Below are 13,417 nucleotides of genomic sequence, written 5' to 3'. Positions count from 1 at the left end.
CTACTTGAGCTCCGTATAGCCCGGGGTCTCCAAATGGGGGGTCTTCAGATACACCTTGGCCTCGGGCGACCCCTGGAAGCGGCCGTGGCTCCAGCGCACCTCCACATGCCCGTCCACGTGTACGGGGGTGCCGGTGGCCTTGACAATCAGATCGCCCCGCCAGCGCACCACCGGCTGCACCCGGGCCTCGGGCCACACGTCGAACGACTTGAATGCGAACCGCTGGCGGAAATCCCACGGGGTGTCCACCCGATAGCGCACTGGTCGGCGGCGGTGATCGGTGCCCAACACGAAGTAGGGCGCAGGTTGAAGCCGCAGCAGCCGCCAGAGGGCCTCCTCCCTCTGGGTCGCTCGATTTCCGAGCGCCTTCAGCCACCGCTCGGCGGAGGCGTGCGACACCGCCACCGAGAACCAGTGGGCCGGCTCAGCCAACGACTCCGGCCACCGACGAGAGAACGGCCGCTTGAGGCGTTTGTGCTGGTCGGCGCTCAAGTCGGTCACCCTCGACGGCAGGTCGTCGAATCCGTCTTCATGGCCGATGAGATATTCCCGGGCTGCCCGATACAGGCTCTGGTACTCCTCAGCAGCCACCTCGGCATACCAATCCTTCGCCTTCGGCGGTCTCATCACCAGCAGCCGATCGAACAGGTGCCCCGGCGACACGTTGTGCAGCAGCCTCGACCCGTACTTGCAGCTCACCAGATACACATGGTCGATCCGCAGATCAGCCGGCGTCTGCTCATAGGAGGGCGCCTGGTGCGGCCCCTTCCACTCCACCCGCTTCGGCTGCCGATCCCGCAGGCCGTCTTCCGCGGCGGCAAACGCCACGCCGTTGGCCCAGGCTTCCTCAAACTGCAACAGGTGCTTGCCGTCGGCCCGAGCGGCGATGAGCTTGTCGTAGTGCCGGTGTTCCACCCCCACCATCGCCTCCGGCCGAGCCGCCAGCGCCTCGTCCACCGACGCCAAACCCAGCATCCCCAACCCGGTGACGATCTCGGTTATCTCGGTGCGAAGCGAAGCCATCCCCGCCCATCTTGGCCGCTGGGCCGCACCGGTGCATGGAGTTCAGCCGGAAAGCAGGCGCTGACGAGGAAGAAGGCACCCAAGATGCAAAACCGCATCCGATGATGGCATCCTTATGGGGTTCCCCCGAGCCCACCACGGAGCACGATGACGTTCAAAAAAGGTGACAAGGTTGTCTACCCCCACCACGGAGCAGCCACCGTGGTCAAAAAGGAAATGAAAGAGGCCTTCGGGGAGAAAACCGAATACCTGGTATTGCGCATGGCCCACGGTGAGATGGTGCTGTCGGTGCCCGTCGCCAAGGCCGAAGAGGTGGGGATGCGCTGGCCCATCTCCACCGAGGACGTGGAAGACCTGTTCGAGGTGCTCCGCAAGCGGGATGTGCGGGAGCCGGCCAACTGGAGCCGCCGGTTCAAGAACCACCAGGAGAAGCTCAAGTCGGGCGACGTCTACCAGGTGGCCGAGGTGGTGCGGAACCTGGCCCTGCGGGACCAGAACAAGGGCCTGTCCGCCGGCGAGAAGAGCCTGTTCACCAAGGCCCGCAACGTGCTGGTGTCGGAGCTCAGCTTCTCGTTGAACGTGTCCGAAGACGAGGCCCTCGAACGGGTGGAGCAAGCCCTGTCCTGATCCCCCAATCGGGAAAAACAAGCTTCTCTCGCCCACCCCGCCGACGAGTACGCTGGCGCAAGACCACAAACACGGGCTGTGGCGCAGCTTGGTCAGCGCACCTGCTTTGGGAGCAGGGGGTCGCCGGTTCAAATCCGGCCAGCCCGACACTGGTAACACGACGCTGGCGACACGAAAGCCGGCAAAACCAGACCACCTAGAATGCGGCCATGTCCGCCGCCCCCCGCTTCTTCGATGAGGCTGTCGATGAGGAGGGGCGGACTCGGGATCATTATCGGCCGGTGCAGGAGTGGTTCGACCGGTTGACGTTGGAGCAGGTGAAGGCGCTGGAGGAGCAGCGCAACGAGTCTTTCCGCCGCCAGGGGATCACCTTCACGGTGTACGGGGGCGACGAGGGCACCGAGCGCACATGGCCCATGGACCTGTTCCCCCGGGTGATCGACGCCGAGGAGTGGGCCTTGCTGGAGCGGGGGCTGATCCAGCGGGTCACCGCCCTGAATCGCTTCCTCGACGACATCTACGCCGGCGAGCAGGCCATCGTCCACGACGGCATCGTGCCCCGCCGGCTCATCACCTCGTGTACCGGCTTCGAGCGGGAGGCCATGAACGTGGCGGTGCCCATGGGGGCTCGCTGCCTGGTGGCCGGCATCGACTTGGTGCGCGACGGCGACGGCGCCTACCGGGTGCTGGAAGACAACCTGCGCAACCCCAGCGGCATCTCCTATGTGATCGAGAACCGCGCCGCCATGACCAAGCTGCTCCCCGCCGCCTTCTCCGATCTGGCGGTTCGCTCGGTAGACCACTACGGGCGCTCGCTGCTGCGGGCCCTGCGGTCCATCGCCCCGCCGGCCTGCGGGGACGACCCCACCGTGGCGGTGCTCACTCCCGGCATCTTCAACTCGGCCTACTTCGAGCACGCCTTTCTGGCCCGCAGCATGGGGGTGGAGCTGGTGGAGGGGCGCGATCTGGTGGTGGACGACCATGTCGTGGCCATGCGCACCACCCGGGGCCTGGAGCGGGTGGACGTGATCTACCGCCGCATCGACGACGCCTTCTTGGATCCGGTGGTGTTCAACCCCCAGTCCACCCTGGGGGTGCCCGGCCTGATGGCCGCCGCCCGGGCCGGCACGGTGTCGATTGCCAACTCGGTGGGCAACGGGGTGGGCGACGACAAGGCGGTATACGCCTACGTGCCCGACATGATCCGCTACTACCTGGGCGAGGAGACGATCATCCCCAACGCCGACACCTACCTGCTGTGGGAGGAAGACCAGCGGGCCGAGGTGCTGGAGCGGATCGACCAGCTCGTGGTGAAGCCAGTGGCCGAGTCGGGGGGATACGGCATCGTGATCGGCCCCAAGGCCACCGACGCCGAGCTGGCCGAGGCCCGCCAGAAGATCCTCGACGACCCTCGCAATTGGATCGCCCAAGAGGTGGTGAACCTGTCCCGGCTTCCGGCGTGGGCCAGCGATCACTTCGCCCCCCGCCACATCGACCTGCGCCCATTCGTGTTGAGCGGCGAGCAGGTGGAGGTGATCCCCGGCGGGCTCACCCGAGTAGCCCTGCGGGAGGGATCGCTCATCGTCAACAGCTCCCAGGGCGGCGGCTCCAAAGACACGTGGGTGCTGGGCAGCCCCGACCACAACGACCCGGAAGTGCTGGGCAACCCCGACCAGAGCGGAGCGGAGGCGCAAAGCTGATGCTGGCCCGCCACGCTGAGGACATGTTCTGGGCCGGCCGCTACTTGGAGCGCGCCGAGGACACCGCCCGTATGGTGCGGGCCACCCTGCTCAGCACGGTGGCCGAGCCCCCGGCCCAGGCCATCGACCGGATGCAGAACCTGATCAGCACCCTGCGACTGGAAGTGCCCGCCCCCGCCGAAGACGTGGAAACCATGGCTGAGCGCCTGACGCCGTCCCCGCCGATGCTGCGGAGCGAGGCCGGGCTGGGCATCGATGTGCAGGCTGCCGCCACCCGATTGGTGGTGGCCCCCACCATGGCCGGGTCGGTGGCGTTTTGCATCGGCCGCACCAGGGAGAACTTCCGATCCCTGCGAGACCAGATCCCATCGGAGCTGTGGGAGCAGATCAACGAATTCCACCTGCGGCTCCGACAGGAGGACTTTCCCGCGGCCATGGAGCAAGACCCGTTCCAAACCCTCGACTTCATCCGGGTGAGCTGCCAGTCGCTCACCGGCGTCATCAGCTCGTCGATGGCCCAGGGCGAGGGCTACCGGTTCCTGGTGCTGGGCCAGATGCTGGAGCGGGCACTGATGACCTGCCGCCTGATCAGCGTCCGCTACCCCGAGCACGACGGATCGTCTTACGACGAGATGGCCCTCACCCTCCGGTCGGTGTCGGCCCTGGAGGCCTACCAGCGGGCCAGCCAGTCGTCCCCGCTGGGCTCCGATGTGGCCCGGTTCCTCATGGTGAACGATTCATTCCCCCGGTCGGTGCTCTATTGCCTGCGATTGAGCGAGACCCAGGTGGAAGCACTGGCCTCCAACGGCCGGCCACCGCCCCTCCAACGTCTGGGGCAGCTCCGCTCCGAGCTGGAATACACCGACTTCGACACCATGGTGGCCGACCTGCCCAGTCATCTATCCGCCCTCGAAGCCGGAGTGCGGAACGTGGCCGATCTGGTGAGCGGCCACTTCTTCCGCAACGCCGAGGCCTTCGATCTCCACAGCCAGGCCATCACACCGGGAGTGTCGTCGTGAGGCTGGACATCTCCTACCGCACTCGATTCGCGTTCGACGCTCCGGTGCGGGAGTCCCAGAACGAGATGCGAGCCTGTCCGGTGTCCGATGAGCGCCAGCAGCTTCTGAGCTACCGGGTGATTGTGGAGCCGTCGGCCAGGATGCTGTCGTTCACCGACTACTGGGGCACTCGGGTAGACCACTTCGGCGTCACCGATACCCACAACGCGCTCGAGGTCACCGCGGAGGCCTCGGTCGAGACCCAAGACCCGCCGCCAGTCTCCACCGGCCCGCCATTGGAGACGCTGAAGGAAGCGGAATTTCGAGACGAACACGAAGAGTTCCTCAAGCGCAGCCCCCACACCGACTGGAACGACGACCTAGCCCAGGCCGCCCGCAGCCTGGCTGAGGCCAACGGCCAGGATGTGGCGGGCGTGGCGATGGAGATCCATAAGTTCGTGGGCGACAAGCTCTCCTATGAGCCCGGTGCCACCGAGATCGGCGAGCCCATTGCCGATATCGCGGCCAAGGGAGCCGGCGTTTGCCAGGATTACGCCCACTTGGCCGTGGCCCTGTGCCGGAGCATCGGAATCCCGGCCCGCTATGTTTCGGGCTACCTGTTCTCCAGCGACGACCGCACCGGCAGCATCGACGGCGATCTGGTGAGAGTGCAGACCCACGCCTGGTTCGAAGCGGCCATCCCCGGGCTGGGCTGGCTGCCGCTCGACCCCACCAACGGCCTCATCGTGGGCCGCCAGCACGTCAAGATCGGCCACGGCCGCGACTACGACGATGTACCTCCCCTTCGGGGCGTCTACTCCGGCCCGGGCACGCCAACGGTGGATGCGTCAGTGGAAATCCGCCGCATGGACCCGGCCCGCCCACCGTCCACGCCGATGCAGCCCTCGCTCCTGCGGACCGTGCAAGCCCCCCGCACCCGACAACAACACCAGCAACAACAGCAGTAAGAGGAGAGGGAGCGTCAGCGGTCGAGCCAAGTCTCAGCCAAGAACACCCGCCCTAGGAACACCTTGGGGTGTTCTCCCCCGCCGGGGATCGTGAGGTTGTCTATGCCGTTCACGTGGTCTTGGGCGGCGATCAGCCACCGCGAGTGGTAGAGCCAGATGTTGTAGACGCCGTCGGCAAACGCCCGATTAATCTCCTCGGCAAGCTCTCGCTGTCGCTCCTCGTCGTCGGTGGTTATGGCCTCATCGAGCGCCGCGTCGATCCGAGGGTCGGCGACGCGTCCGAAGTTGATGGCCGGAACCGGTAGTGGATAGCTGTAGCCGCTATGCCACCAGAACCGCTCCATGGCCAGGCTGTACCCGCTGTGGTTGACCGCCACAAACGTGGAGAAGTTCCCGAAGACCGCGGAGGTAACCGCCTCGGTCTGGAGCATCTGGTTGATGCTCACATCCAGCCCGCACTCACCCCACATCTGCACGAGCAGTTCGGCTTGCAGAAGGTCCAGCGTGGTGATCGTGGTGGTGATCTCAAAGCTGGGCGCGCCCAATCGCTCGAATACAGCCCGACCGGCATCAGGGTCGTAATCGGGAAATCCGGAATCCTCGAGATAGCCGGGCGTACCGGGAGAGAACGGCCCGGTGGCCGGAAGCTGCCCATCCCAAAGAACGGTATTGAGAGTCTGCCGGTCGGTGCACTGGGCCAGTGCTTGGCGAATCTCCTGGTTGTCGAACGGTGGTCTCGCGGTGTTCATCAACACCGAAGTGGTGGCCGTGTACTGCCCGCCCTGCCAGTAGGTCTTGAACCCCTCGTTGTACTCCTGCACCCTCCTTCCCCCGTTGTCGACGCTGGCATCCACATCGCCGGCCCGAAGGGTGTTGTACCGGGCCTCATCGTCTTCGAAGGGGCGGAACTCGATGGCGTCAAGGTAGGGAAGCTGCCGCCCCTCAGCATCGGTGCGCCAGTAGTTCGGATTGCGCACCAGACGGGTCACTTCATGCTCAACCCACTCCTCCAGCATGAACGGACCCGTGCCGATCGGGTTGCGGGCACTGTCGGTGCCGAGGTCGTACATGGCCGGCGACCCCAGAAAGCCCCCCGCGCTGGTGAAGCCCAAGGGGAAGTCGACGAACGTCTTTCCCAGGGTGACCTTCACGGTCAAGTCGTCGATCGCCTCGAAGCTCTGTATCTCGGCTTCTTCGATGGCCAGCCGTGACAACGTGGCATTCCCCAACTCCTCCATATGGCGAATAAGGGCGGCCGAGTTCACCGGCAGTCCATCGTGGAACGTGATGCCCGGACGCAGCGTGAACGTCCACTCGGTGTAGTCGTCGTTGGACGAGAAGCTCTCCAACAAGAACGGAATCGCCTGGCCATCGGTGCCTTCGATAACCAGGGGATCGTAGAGCTGCCGCAGCACGATGTGCCCCGACGTCGCCGCCGACGTGGTGATCGGGTTCCATCCCCCCGTGGTTTCCGACTCCAGGGCGAACACCAGCGTGCCGCCATAGATCTCGTCGGGCTCTGATGGGAGTGGCTCCTCGTCCGGCAGCGTCGGGGCCGCTGTGGGCTCAGGAGACACCTCGTCGGCGTCGCGGCTCTCTTGATCGACGGGTTGGCTGTCGCCGCGCTCCTCGTCTTGGCCGTCTTCCAAGTCTTGGGACGGCGCCGATGTTGCGGGGGGCGAGACGCCGTCGCCGGTGCTGTCGTCACCACCGCAGGCCGATGCCAGCAGCGCAAGCGCACAAAGAGCGACAAGCCACCGCCAACCCGCGCTTCTCATGTCCCGAGAACTAGCGAACACCGAGGATCCTCACGTCACAAACGGTCAGAATCGTAGTTCAGGCGACAGATAAGTGTTTCTGATCCGCTCCCCGAACTCAGGCCGAGACAGAGCGTCAGGGCCGTCGGGTACGGCGACGCCCCGCCGGGCGCAGTCCTCGGCCAAAGTAGCGACCATCGTGGGCTCGTCGAGGTCGTCCAGGTGTTCGTCGTACACCTCGGCCTCGTGGGCGTCGTCGAACACGAAGGCCTTCCACGACAGCGACACCCGCACCTCGTCGAAGGCATGGTGCACCGGCTCATGGCCGGGCTCTTCGATAATCCACTGGCGATCGGGGGTGAGCTCGATGGTGGCGTCGAATCCGTACTTGGCGTAGTCGGCCTCGGCGCCGATGGACTCAACCCGATGGGGCATGTAGTCGTTGTCTCCCATCACGCCGTAGTTGTAGGGGGGATCCACCGTCATCAGGTCACCGTCCCAACCCTCGGGCCAGTAGGTGAACTCCCCGCCGACGCCCTCGTAGTACCAGCACACCGCGGTGGCGATCCGCACCCGCCAGCGGTCGAAGCATCCCGAGTGCATCATGCAATTGAGCAGCCAGGTGGGGTACTCGTTCCGGCCGACCCCCCGAAAGGAGGGAATGTCGGTGTGGCGGGCATATTGGCCGCTGGGGGCGTTGATGTTCACGTAGGTGAAATAGGGCCGCACCACCTCGGCGCCGTAGAGCTCTTGGGCGGCTTCGATGAACCGGGGGTTGTCGACGATGGTGTCGGCCCCCTCCACGGCCTGGTGTTCGGCGCCCCAAGTGGTGCGGAACACCGGAGGTACCCGGGGCTCGCCGTCCACCACATCGACGAACGGCGGGACATCGCCGGTGCGGGCGCCAGCCCGCAGGGCGGCTCGGCTCTCGACGAATTCTGCGCCGGCCAGAGTCAGCGGATGGGGAGACTGCCGCTGCAATATGCCCAGCAGCACATCAGGGTCTTCCAGGGACTGTTCCATGATGACCGGCGGCCGGGGCAGCGTCGTTGTGCGCATCGCGACACAATACGGCACGGGGTAGGGTGGACCGGAAGGGCTCGCCAGAGTTGTCCCGAGTTTTCCGGGAGGAGTTTCCATGGAAACCACCACCATCTTGTTGCCCACCGGCGAGGTGAACGAGCCCGCCCAGCCGCTGGCCATCCGCAAGGACTCGCTGGCCGGCGCGGTGGTGGGCATCATCGACAACGACATGTGGCGGTCTATGGCGATCATGGCCGACGAGCTGTCCCGCCAGTTGGTGGATAGGGCTGGGGCGGCCGGAGTGGTGGTTCGGGCCAGCGGCCCGATGCACGGTGCCGACCCCGAGCAGTACCAGCAGGAGATGGAGGCCTTCCACGCCGAAGTCGACGCGGTGATCAGCGGTTTGGGCAATTGAGGCTCATGCACGGCGTGGTGTATCCACGCCAGTAGCACGCTGGAGGCCATGGGAACTCCGGCGGTCGGCCTGGTGACCGAGCAGTTCCGAGGCCTGGCCGAGGCCACCGCCCGGGGCTTGCGGGTGGACAATCAGCCGTTGATCGTGTTGCCGTCGGGCTACGACGAGTGGTCTGAGGATGACATCAGAGCCGACATCGCATCCCGTCTCGACGACATCGTGGACGCGCTAGTGGCATGACCCCGCGGGTCGCCGCCACAGGCAGCCAGACAAAGGCGAGATGACTCAGCAGGTTGACGTCGACGGCGGAGTCGACGAGGTAGAGGCTTACCTGCGAGAACGGGGCATGACCGACGGTTTGCCGGTGGTTCCCCCCACCCCCGAGCGAGTGGCCGCCGCGGTGGCCGCCTCCGGGCTGTCGGCCGACCATGTGGTGAGCGACGTGCCCCCGCTGAACGCGCCGGCCACGGTGGAGAAGATCGCGGTCAATGCAGTGATGGCCGGGTGCGTCCCCGAGGCGATGCCCGTGCTGATCGCCGCCATCGACGCCTTCTGCGACCCCCAGATGAACGCCCACGGGGTGCAGACCACCACCAACCCGGTGGGCCCGATGCTGGTGGTGAACGGTCCGATCCGCCATCGGTTGAGCTTCAACTTCGGCGCGGGGTGCTTCGGGCCGGGGGCTCACACCAACGCCACCGTGGGGAGGGCGCTCCGGCTCGCTTTGGTGAACATCGGCGGGGCCATCCCCGGCGAGGTGGACAAGGCCCCGCTGGGCTGGCCCGGCAAGGCCACCTCGCTGTGTGTGGCCGAGAACGAGGAGGCCTCCCCCTGGCCGTCCTACCACACTGATATGGGGTTCGACGCCGACGAGGATGTGGTGACGGTGCTGGCCGTGAACGGGATGTGGCCCATCACCGACATGCACCACGAGCCCGACCAGGTGCTGCACCACGTGACCAACGGCCTGGCCATCAGCGGGCCGTGCGGGGGCCATGACGCCCCCAACCCCTTCCCGACCGTGCTGGTGATGAGCCCGATCATCGCCGAGATGGTGGCCAGCCTTATGCCCACCAAGCAGGAGCTGCGGGAGTATCTCTTCGCCGAAGCCCGCGTGCCGCTGGACTTCTACCCTCCGTACAGGCGCCAACCCACCAGAGACGTGCTGGAGCAACTGGGGGTGGCCATCGAGAACGACCGGGTGCCGATCGTGCCCTCCCCCGACTACTTCGTGATCCTGGTGGCCGGCGGCGCGGGCGGACTCCAGTCGGCAGGGCTGTCGTGCATGCTGGGCATGCCCACGAGTCGGCTCATCGCTGCTGGTTGAGCTTCCGCCCTTTCAGCTTCCGCTGATTCGGCGGGGTAACCGATTTGGGTCAGTGGACCTCGAGGCCGAGCTGCTCGAAGATCTCGGCCCGGCGCTGCTCGTAGGTCTCCTCGTCCATTCCCCCGGACTGGTATTTCTCGCTCAGCAGGCGGAAATCCTCGTACAGCTCGGCTTCGGACTTTCCGTTTGAAGAAGGGGCCTCGACCTCCTCCTCAAACGGGACTTCAAGCTTGCCGTGACGGCGGGCCTGCTTGGCCGCAGCCCGCTCGCGCTTGTTCTTTTCTCGCTGTCGCTTTTGAAAGCTCTCTGATCCTCGACCCATGGCAATCCCTAGTCAGACGTTGTTTGCGCAGAAATGCCATTGTACGCCCTCCCCTGGGGTTTTTGACACATTTCCCACCGGCGGTGGTCAGGCGATGAATCGCTCCGCGAACCGCCGAAGCGATTCGACTGCCTTGCTGGTGCTCTCCCACGGGGTGACCACTAGGCGATGGGCCCCAGCGTCCTCCCAGCGCCGCAAGTCGTCGAGCGTTTCGCACCGCCCTTGGGCCGTGATCTCGATGTCGGGGGCACCCAGTTCGGCCAGACGGTCGGCGGCGGCCCGCACCGACTCGAAGGAGTCGCCCATGCCCATCCACCCCTGGTAGCGGGCGGCCCGGCGCAGGGCGGCGTCCGACAACCCGCCCACCAAGATCGGGGGATGGGGCTGCTGTACCGGCTTGGGCTCGAACGCCACCGGCTCGAAGTCGTAGAACTCTCCGTGGTGCTCCACCTCGGGCTCGGTCCAGAGCCGCACGCACACATCCAGGGCCTCGTCGAGGCGGCGCCCCCGGGTGCGGGGATCCATCCCCGCGGCAGTCCACTCGTTGCGCAGCCATCCCGCCCCCACGCCGAACAGCGCCCGTCCCTTGCTGACGTGGTCCAAGGTGGCGAAGCCCCGAGCAGTGGTGAACGGGTGGCGCAGCCCGGCCAGGTACACGTACACGCCCAGGTTGATGCGGGAGGTTTGGCTGGCCAGGTACGAGAGGTAGGCCGGGGCGTCGTATACCGGCACAGTGGCTGGCACGTTGGGATGTTCGACGTCGCCCAGCGAGCCCTCCATCTCGACGGGGAACACGAGATGGTCGGCGATCCAGCACGACTCGAACCCGGCCTCGTCGGCGGCCTGGGCCACCTCGACCCATGCCCCTGGGTGCAGCGAGATGAAGGGGAACCCGAACTTCACCCTCAGCAACCTAGTAGTCGCCGTACGATGGCTAACCACGCCTGAGACAGGAGAGGGATCCTGGACCGCAAATTCGCCTCCGCCACCATGAACAGCCTGGGTCTCGATGCCGACACCCGGCTGCTGGCGGTGTGCGCGGGTACCGACGACTGGGAGCTGTTGTCTTCCCTGGGATTCACCGACGTGGTGGTGTCCAACCTGGACGAGGCGTTCGCCCCGCTGGTGCCCGACGGCCGGTGGTCGTACCAGGACGCCCAGTCATTGACTTTTGAGGACCGTTCATTCGACTGGGTGTTCGTCTCCGAGGGGCTGCACCACTGCCGCTCCCCCCACCGGGCGCTGGGGGAGATGTACCGGGTGTGCCGGGAGGGGATCGTGGCCATCGAGGCCCGCGACAGCGCGCTGATGCGGCTGGCCGTTCGGGTGGGCATGGCCGACGCCTACGAGCTGGCCGCGGTCACCGACCAGGGATTCCGCACCGGCGGGCTGGACAACACCAGCGTGCCCAACCACGTGTACCGCTGGACCGAGGCCGAGGTGGTCAAGACCCTGCGGTCCTACGACCCCACCGGCGAGCCCCGCATCGAGTTCCGCTACGGCCTGCGCCTGCCCACCGCCGTGGCCACCGGCCACCGCCGGCGTCTGGTCGGACAACTAGCCAAACCTGCTTTGCGCTTGCTCCGTGCCCTGTTCAAGCGCCAGTCCAACCAACTGGCGATCATCGCCCGCCGCCCCGCGGAGCTGTATCCCTGGCTCCACCTGGTCGACGGCCAGGTCGAGTTCAACCCCGACTACTCGAACTAGCTGCTCTCCGGTATCGGCGGGGGCGAGCCTGCTCCCAGGCCGCCGTCGGCGGCGTAGTCGCCTCCGGTGCAGTAAGAGGCTTGGTCGGAGGCCAGCCACACCACCAGGTCGGCCACCTCACCGAGTTCGGCCATGCGCCGCAGCGGCACGGTGGCGCCGTAGTGGCGCTCGTAGTCCTCGTCTTCCCATCCTGGTCGGCGGGTCATAGCGGTGCGCAGCGCACCGGGCACCACGGCGTTGACCCGGATGCCCAAGTCGGCCAGCTCCAGGGCCGCCGTACGAGTGAGTCCCCGGATGCCCCACTTCGACGTTGAGTAGGCCGGCATTCCCACGGTGCCCTCGAATGCGCTGGGCGAGCTCAGGTTCACGATCGACCCTCCCCCGCTCGACGCCATGGTGGGCGCGGCAGCCTGGATGCCCAAGAAAGTGCCCACCAGATTGGTGTCGATCACCTTGCGGAACTCTGCGGGATCGCAGTCCAAAATGGGCACCACCCGGGTGATGGCCGCGTTGTTGACCAAGATGTCCAAGCGGCCGCCGTCGGCGGCAGCGTCCACCGCAGAGGCCCATTGCTCGGCGTCGGTCACGTCAAGCTCGATGAACTGCGCTCCGGCCTCAGAAGCCGCCGCGGCCCCGTCGTCCACCCGCTTGTCCGCAGCCGTCACCTGGGCCCCGGCCGCCACCATGCGCCGCACGATCTCCGCACCAAGGCCTCGGGCCGCCCCGGTGACCAGCGCCACCTTGCCCTCCAACGTCTTTGACATCTCCGTCATAGGGGGAACAGGCTACGCCGTTATGAGAAGTCGGCCGGTGTGAGCACGCCCGCATCCACCTACACCGGCCGCCGATTGGGCGAACGGGAGTTCATCCTCTTCATCGCCATGATCAGCGCCGTGTCGGCACTGGCCATCGACACCCTGCTCCCTGCGTTCTCGGAGATGCGGGAGGCGTTCAACCTGCCAGAGGACTCCACCGGATTGTCGCTCACCATCACGCTGTTCTTCGTGGGCTCGGGCGTCGGCAACCTGGTTTACGGCCCGATGGCCGATGCTCTCGGTCGAAAGAGGATCCTCATCGGGAGCATGGTGCTGTACGGCCTGGCGTCGCTCATGGCCACCCTGTCGGTGTCGTTGGGCATGCTCTATGTGAGCCGCTTCATCTGGGGTTTCGCGGCGGCCGGCCCCCGCACCGCCGCCCAGGCCATCGTGCGCGACTACTACTCCGGAGACGCCATGGCCCGGGTGATGACCCTGGTTATGGCGGTGTTCTTCTGGGCCCCGGTGGCCGGGCCGCCGCTGGGCAAGGGCCTGGTGGAGCTGGGCTCGTGGCGGTATGTGATGGCCTTCAGCGTGTTCACCGCCGTGGTGATCGTGGCGTGGTCGATGCGATTGGAGGAGACGCTGAAGCCCGAGCACCGGCGACCGCTGACCTTTCGGTCGACCATGGCCGGCTTTCGGTCGGTAACCACCCACCCGGTGACGCTGGGCTACACCCTGGCCACCATGTTCTGCGCCGGGCCTTCTTCTCGTTCCTGGCCAGCTCCGAGCTGA

Annotated in this window: 14 protein-coding genes and 1 tRNA gene; 9 read left to right on the top strand and 6 right to left on the bottom strand. The window is 66.3% G+C overall.

The features are described from left to right. Positions 1 to 1,023, bottom strand: a complete 1,023-nt coding sequence (locus ACOQPI_RS04640) for a hypothetical protein (protein WP_420618530.1) — start codon at positions 1,021 to 1,023, stop codon at positions 1 to 3. A 147-nt stretch (positions 1,024 to 1,170) separates the two neighbouring features. Here ACOQPI_RS04640 and ACOQPI_RS04635 point away from each other — a divergent pair, with 147 nt between their 5' ends. The 5 genes from ACOQPI_RS04635 (at position 1,171) to ACOQPI_RS04615 (ending at position 5,316) form a co-directional block, all read left to right on the top strand. After that, entirely contained in the window at positions 1,171 to 1,650 is a 480-nt protein-coding gene (locus ACOQPI_RS04635) for a CarD family transcriptional regulator (protein ID WP_420618529.1), read from the top strand. Positions 1,651 to 1,722: 72 nt separating this feature from the next. Continuing rightward, positions 1,723 to 1,797, top strand: a tRNA-Pro gene (locus ACOQPI_RS04630). A 62-nt stretch (positions 1,798 to 1,859) separates the two neighbouring features. Next, on the top strand, positions 1,860 to 3,350 hold the full coding sequence (locus tag ACOQPI_RS04625) for a circularly permuted type 2 ATP-grasp protein (RefSeq protein WP_420618528.1): 1,491 nt from the start codon (positions 1,860 to 1,862) through the stop codon (positions 3,348 to 3,350). Next, positions 3,350 to 4,369, top strand: a complete 1,020-nt coding sequence (locus ACOQPI_RS04620; protein WP_420618527.1) for an alpha-E domain-containing protein — start codon at positions 3,350 to 3,352, stop codon at positions 4,367 to 4,369. The genes ACOQPI_RS04625 and ACOQPI_RS04620 overlap by 1 nt, the downstream gene beginning before the upstream one ends. Further along, entirely contained in the window at positions 4,366 to 5,316 is a 951-nt protein-coding gene (locus tag ACOQPI_RS04615; RefSeq protein WP_420618526.1) for a transglutaminase family protein, read from the top strand. Before ACOQPI_RS04620 ends, ACOQPI_RS04615 begins: the two co-directional genes overlap by 4 nt. Before the next feature lie 14 nt (positions 5,317 to 5,330). Here ACOQPI_RS04615 and ACOQPI_RS04610 read toward each other — a convergent pair whose 3' ends face one another. Together ACOQPI_RS04610 and ACOQPI_RS04605 are read right to left on the bottom strand one after the other, a co-directional pair. Beyond that, positions 5,331 to 7,094, bottom strand: coding sequence for an ABC transporter substrate-binding protein (locus ACOQPI_RS04610; RefSeq protein WP_420618525.1), 1,764 nt, complete (start codon positions 7,092 to 7,094; stop codon positions 5,331 to 5,333). A gap of 45 nt (positions 7,095 to 7,139) precedes the next feature. Further along, positions 7,140 to 8,132, bottom strand: coding sequence for a hypothetical protein (locus ACOQPI_RS04605; RefSeq protein WP_420618524.1), 993 nt, complete (start codon positions 8,130 to 8,132; stop codon positions 7,140 to 7,142). Positions 8,133 to 8,211: 79 nt separating this feature from the next. Here ACOQPI_RS04605 and ACOQPI_RS04600 point away from each other — a divergent pair, with 79 nt between their 5' ends. Both ACOQPI_RS04600 and ACOQPI_RS04595 read left to right on the top strand, forming a co-directional pair. Next, positions 8,212 to 8,751 (top strand): UGSC family (seleno)protein, encoded by a 540-nt coding sequence (locus ACOQPI_RS04600; protein ID WP_420618523.1) that lies wholly within the window; start codon positions 8,212 to 8,214, stop codon positions 8,749 to 8,751. A 40-nt stretch (positions 8,752 to 8,791) separates the two neighbouring features. Continuing rightward, positions 8,792 to 9,838, top strand: coding sequence for a hypothetical protein (locus tag ACOQPI_RS04595; protein ID WP_420618522.1), 1,047 nt, complete (start codon positions 8,792 to 8,794; stop codon positions 9,836 to 9,838). A 49-nt stretch (positions 9,839 to 9,887) separates the two neighbouring features. Here ACOQPI_RS04595 and ACOQPI_RS04590 read toward each other — a convergent pair whose 3' ends face one another. Next, on the bottom strand, positions 9,888 to 10,160 hold the full coding sequence (locus tag ACOQPI_RS04590; RefSeq protein WP_419927613.1) for a hypothetical protein: 273 nt from the start codon (positions 10,158 to 10,160) through the stop codon (positions 9,888 to 9,890). An 87-nt stretch (positions 10,161 to 10,247) separates the two neighbouring features. Then, positions 10,248 to 11,063, bottom strand: coding sequence for an LLM class F420-dependent oxidoreductase (locus ACOQPI_RS04585; RefSeq protein WP_420618521.1), 816 nt, complete (start codon positions 11,061 to 11,063; stop codon positions 10,248 to 10,250). An 87-nt stretch (positions 11,064 to 11,150) separates the two neighbouring features. On the opposite strand from ACOQPI_RS04585, the gene ACOQPI_RS04580 reads away from it, so the two are divergent. Next, the gene (locus ACOQPI_RS04580) at positions 11,151 to 11,867 is read left to right on the top strand and encodes a class I SAM-dependent methyltransferase (RefSeq protein ID WP_420618520.1); all 717 of its coding nucleotides are present in this window, start codon (positions 11,151 to 11,153) and stop codon (positions 11,865 to 11,867) included. Here ACOQPI_RS04580 and ACOQPI_RS04575 read toward each other — a convergent pair. Continuing rightward, complete coding sequence (locus ACOQPI_RS04575; protein WP_420618519.1) at positions 11,864 to 12,640, bottom strand: SDR family NAD(P)-dependent oxidoreductase; 777 nt, start codon at positions 12,638 to 12,640, stop codon at positions 11,864 to 11,866. The two genes, ACOQPI_RS04580 and ACOQPI_RS04575, sit on opposite strands and share 4 nt — an antisense overlap. Positions 12,641 to 12,679: 39 nt before the next feature. Here ACOQPI_RS04575 and ACOQPI_RS04570 point away from each other — a divergent pair, with 39 nt between their 5' ends. After that, positions 12,680 to 13,417: an MFS transporter gene (locus ACOQPI_RS04570; protein ID WP_420618518.1), complete on the top strand. Its 738-nt coding sequence runs from the start codon at positions 12,680 to 12,682 to the stop codon at positions 13,415 to 13,417.

Origin of the sequence: Candidatus Poriferisocius sp., from assembly GCF_965219815.1 — a bacterium.
Taxonomy (GTDB): Bacteria; Actinomycetota; Acidimicrobiia; order Acidimicrobiales; family Bin134; genus Poriferisocius.
Note: the sequence above shows the minus strand (reverse complement) of the source record. Positions and strands in the feature narration are given on the sequence as shown.

Excerpts from the sequence above, each read along its gene's own strand:
- ACOQPI_RS04590 (WP_419927613.1), bottom strand. The coding sequence starts at position 10,160 with ATGGGTCGAGGATCAGAGAGCTTTCAAAAGCGACAGCGAGAAAAGAAC.
- ACOQPI_RS04605 (WP_420618524.1), bottom strand. The coding sequence starts at position 8,132 with ATGCGCACAACGACGCTGCCCCGGCCGCCGGTCATCATGGAACAGTCC.
- ACOQPI_RS04575 (WP_420618519.1), bottom strand. The coding sequence starts at position 12,640 with ATGACGGAGATGTCAAAGACGTTGGAGGGCAAGGTGGCGCTGGTCACC.
- ACOQPI_RS04595 (WP_420618522.1), top strand. The coding sequence starts at position 8,792 with ATGACTCAGCAGGTTGACGTCGACGGCGGAGTCGACGAGGTAGAGGCT.
- ACOQPI_RS04640 (WP_420618530.1), bottom strand. The coding sequence starts at position 1,023 with ATGGCTTCGCTTCGCACCGAGATAACCGAGATCGTCACCGGGTTGGGG.
- ACOQPI_RS04635 (WP_420618529.1), top strand. The coding sequence starts at position 1,171 with ATGACGTTCAAAAAAGGTGACAAGGTTGTCTACCCCCACCACGGAGCA.
- ACOQPI_RS04620 (WP_420618527.1), top strand. The coding sequence starts at position 3,350 with ATGCTGGCCCGCCACGCTGAGGACATGTTCTGGGCCGGCCGCTACTTG.
- ACOQPI_RS04610 (WP_420618525.1), bottom strand. The coding sequence starts at position 7,094 with ATGAGAAGCGCGGGTTGGCGGTGGCTTGTCGCTCTTTGTGCGCTTGCG.
- ACOQPI_RS04625 (WP_420618528.1), top strand. The coding sequence starts at position 1,860 with ATGTCCGCCGCCCCCCGCTTCTTCGATGAGGCTGTCGATGAGGAGGGG.
- ACOQPI_RS04580 (WP_420618520.1), top strand. The coding sequence starts at position 11,151 with ATGAACAGCCTGGGTCTCGATGCCGACACCCGGCTGCTGGCGGTGTGC.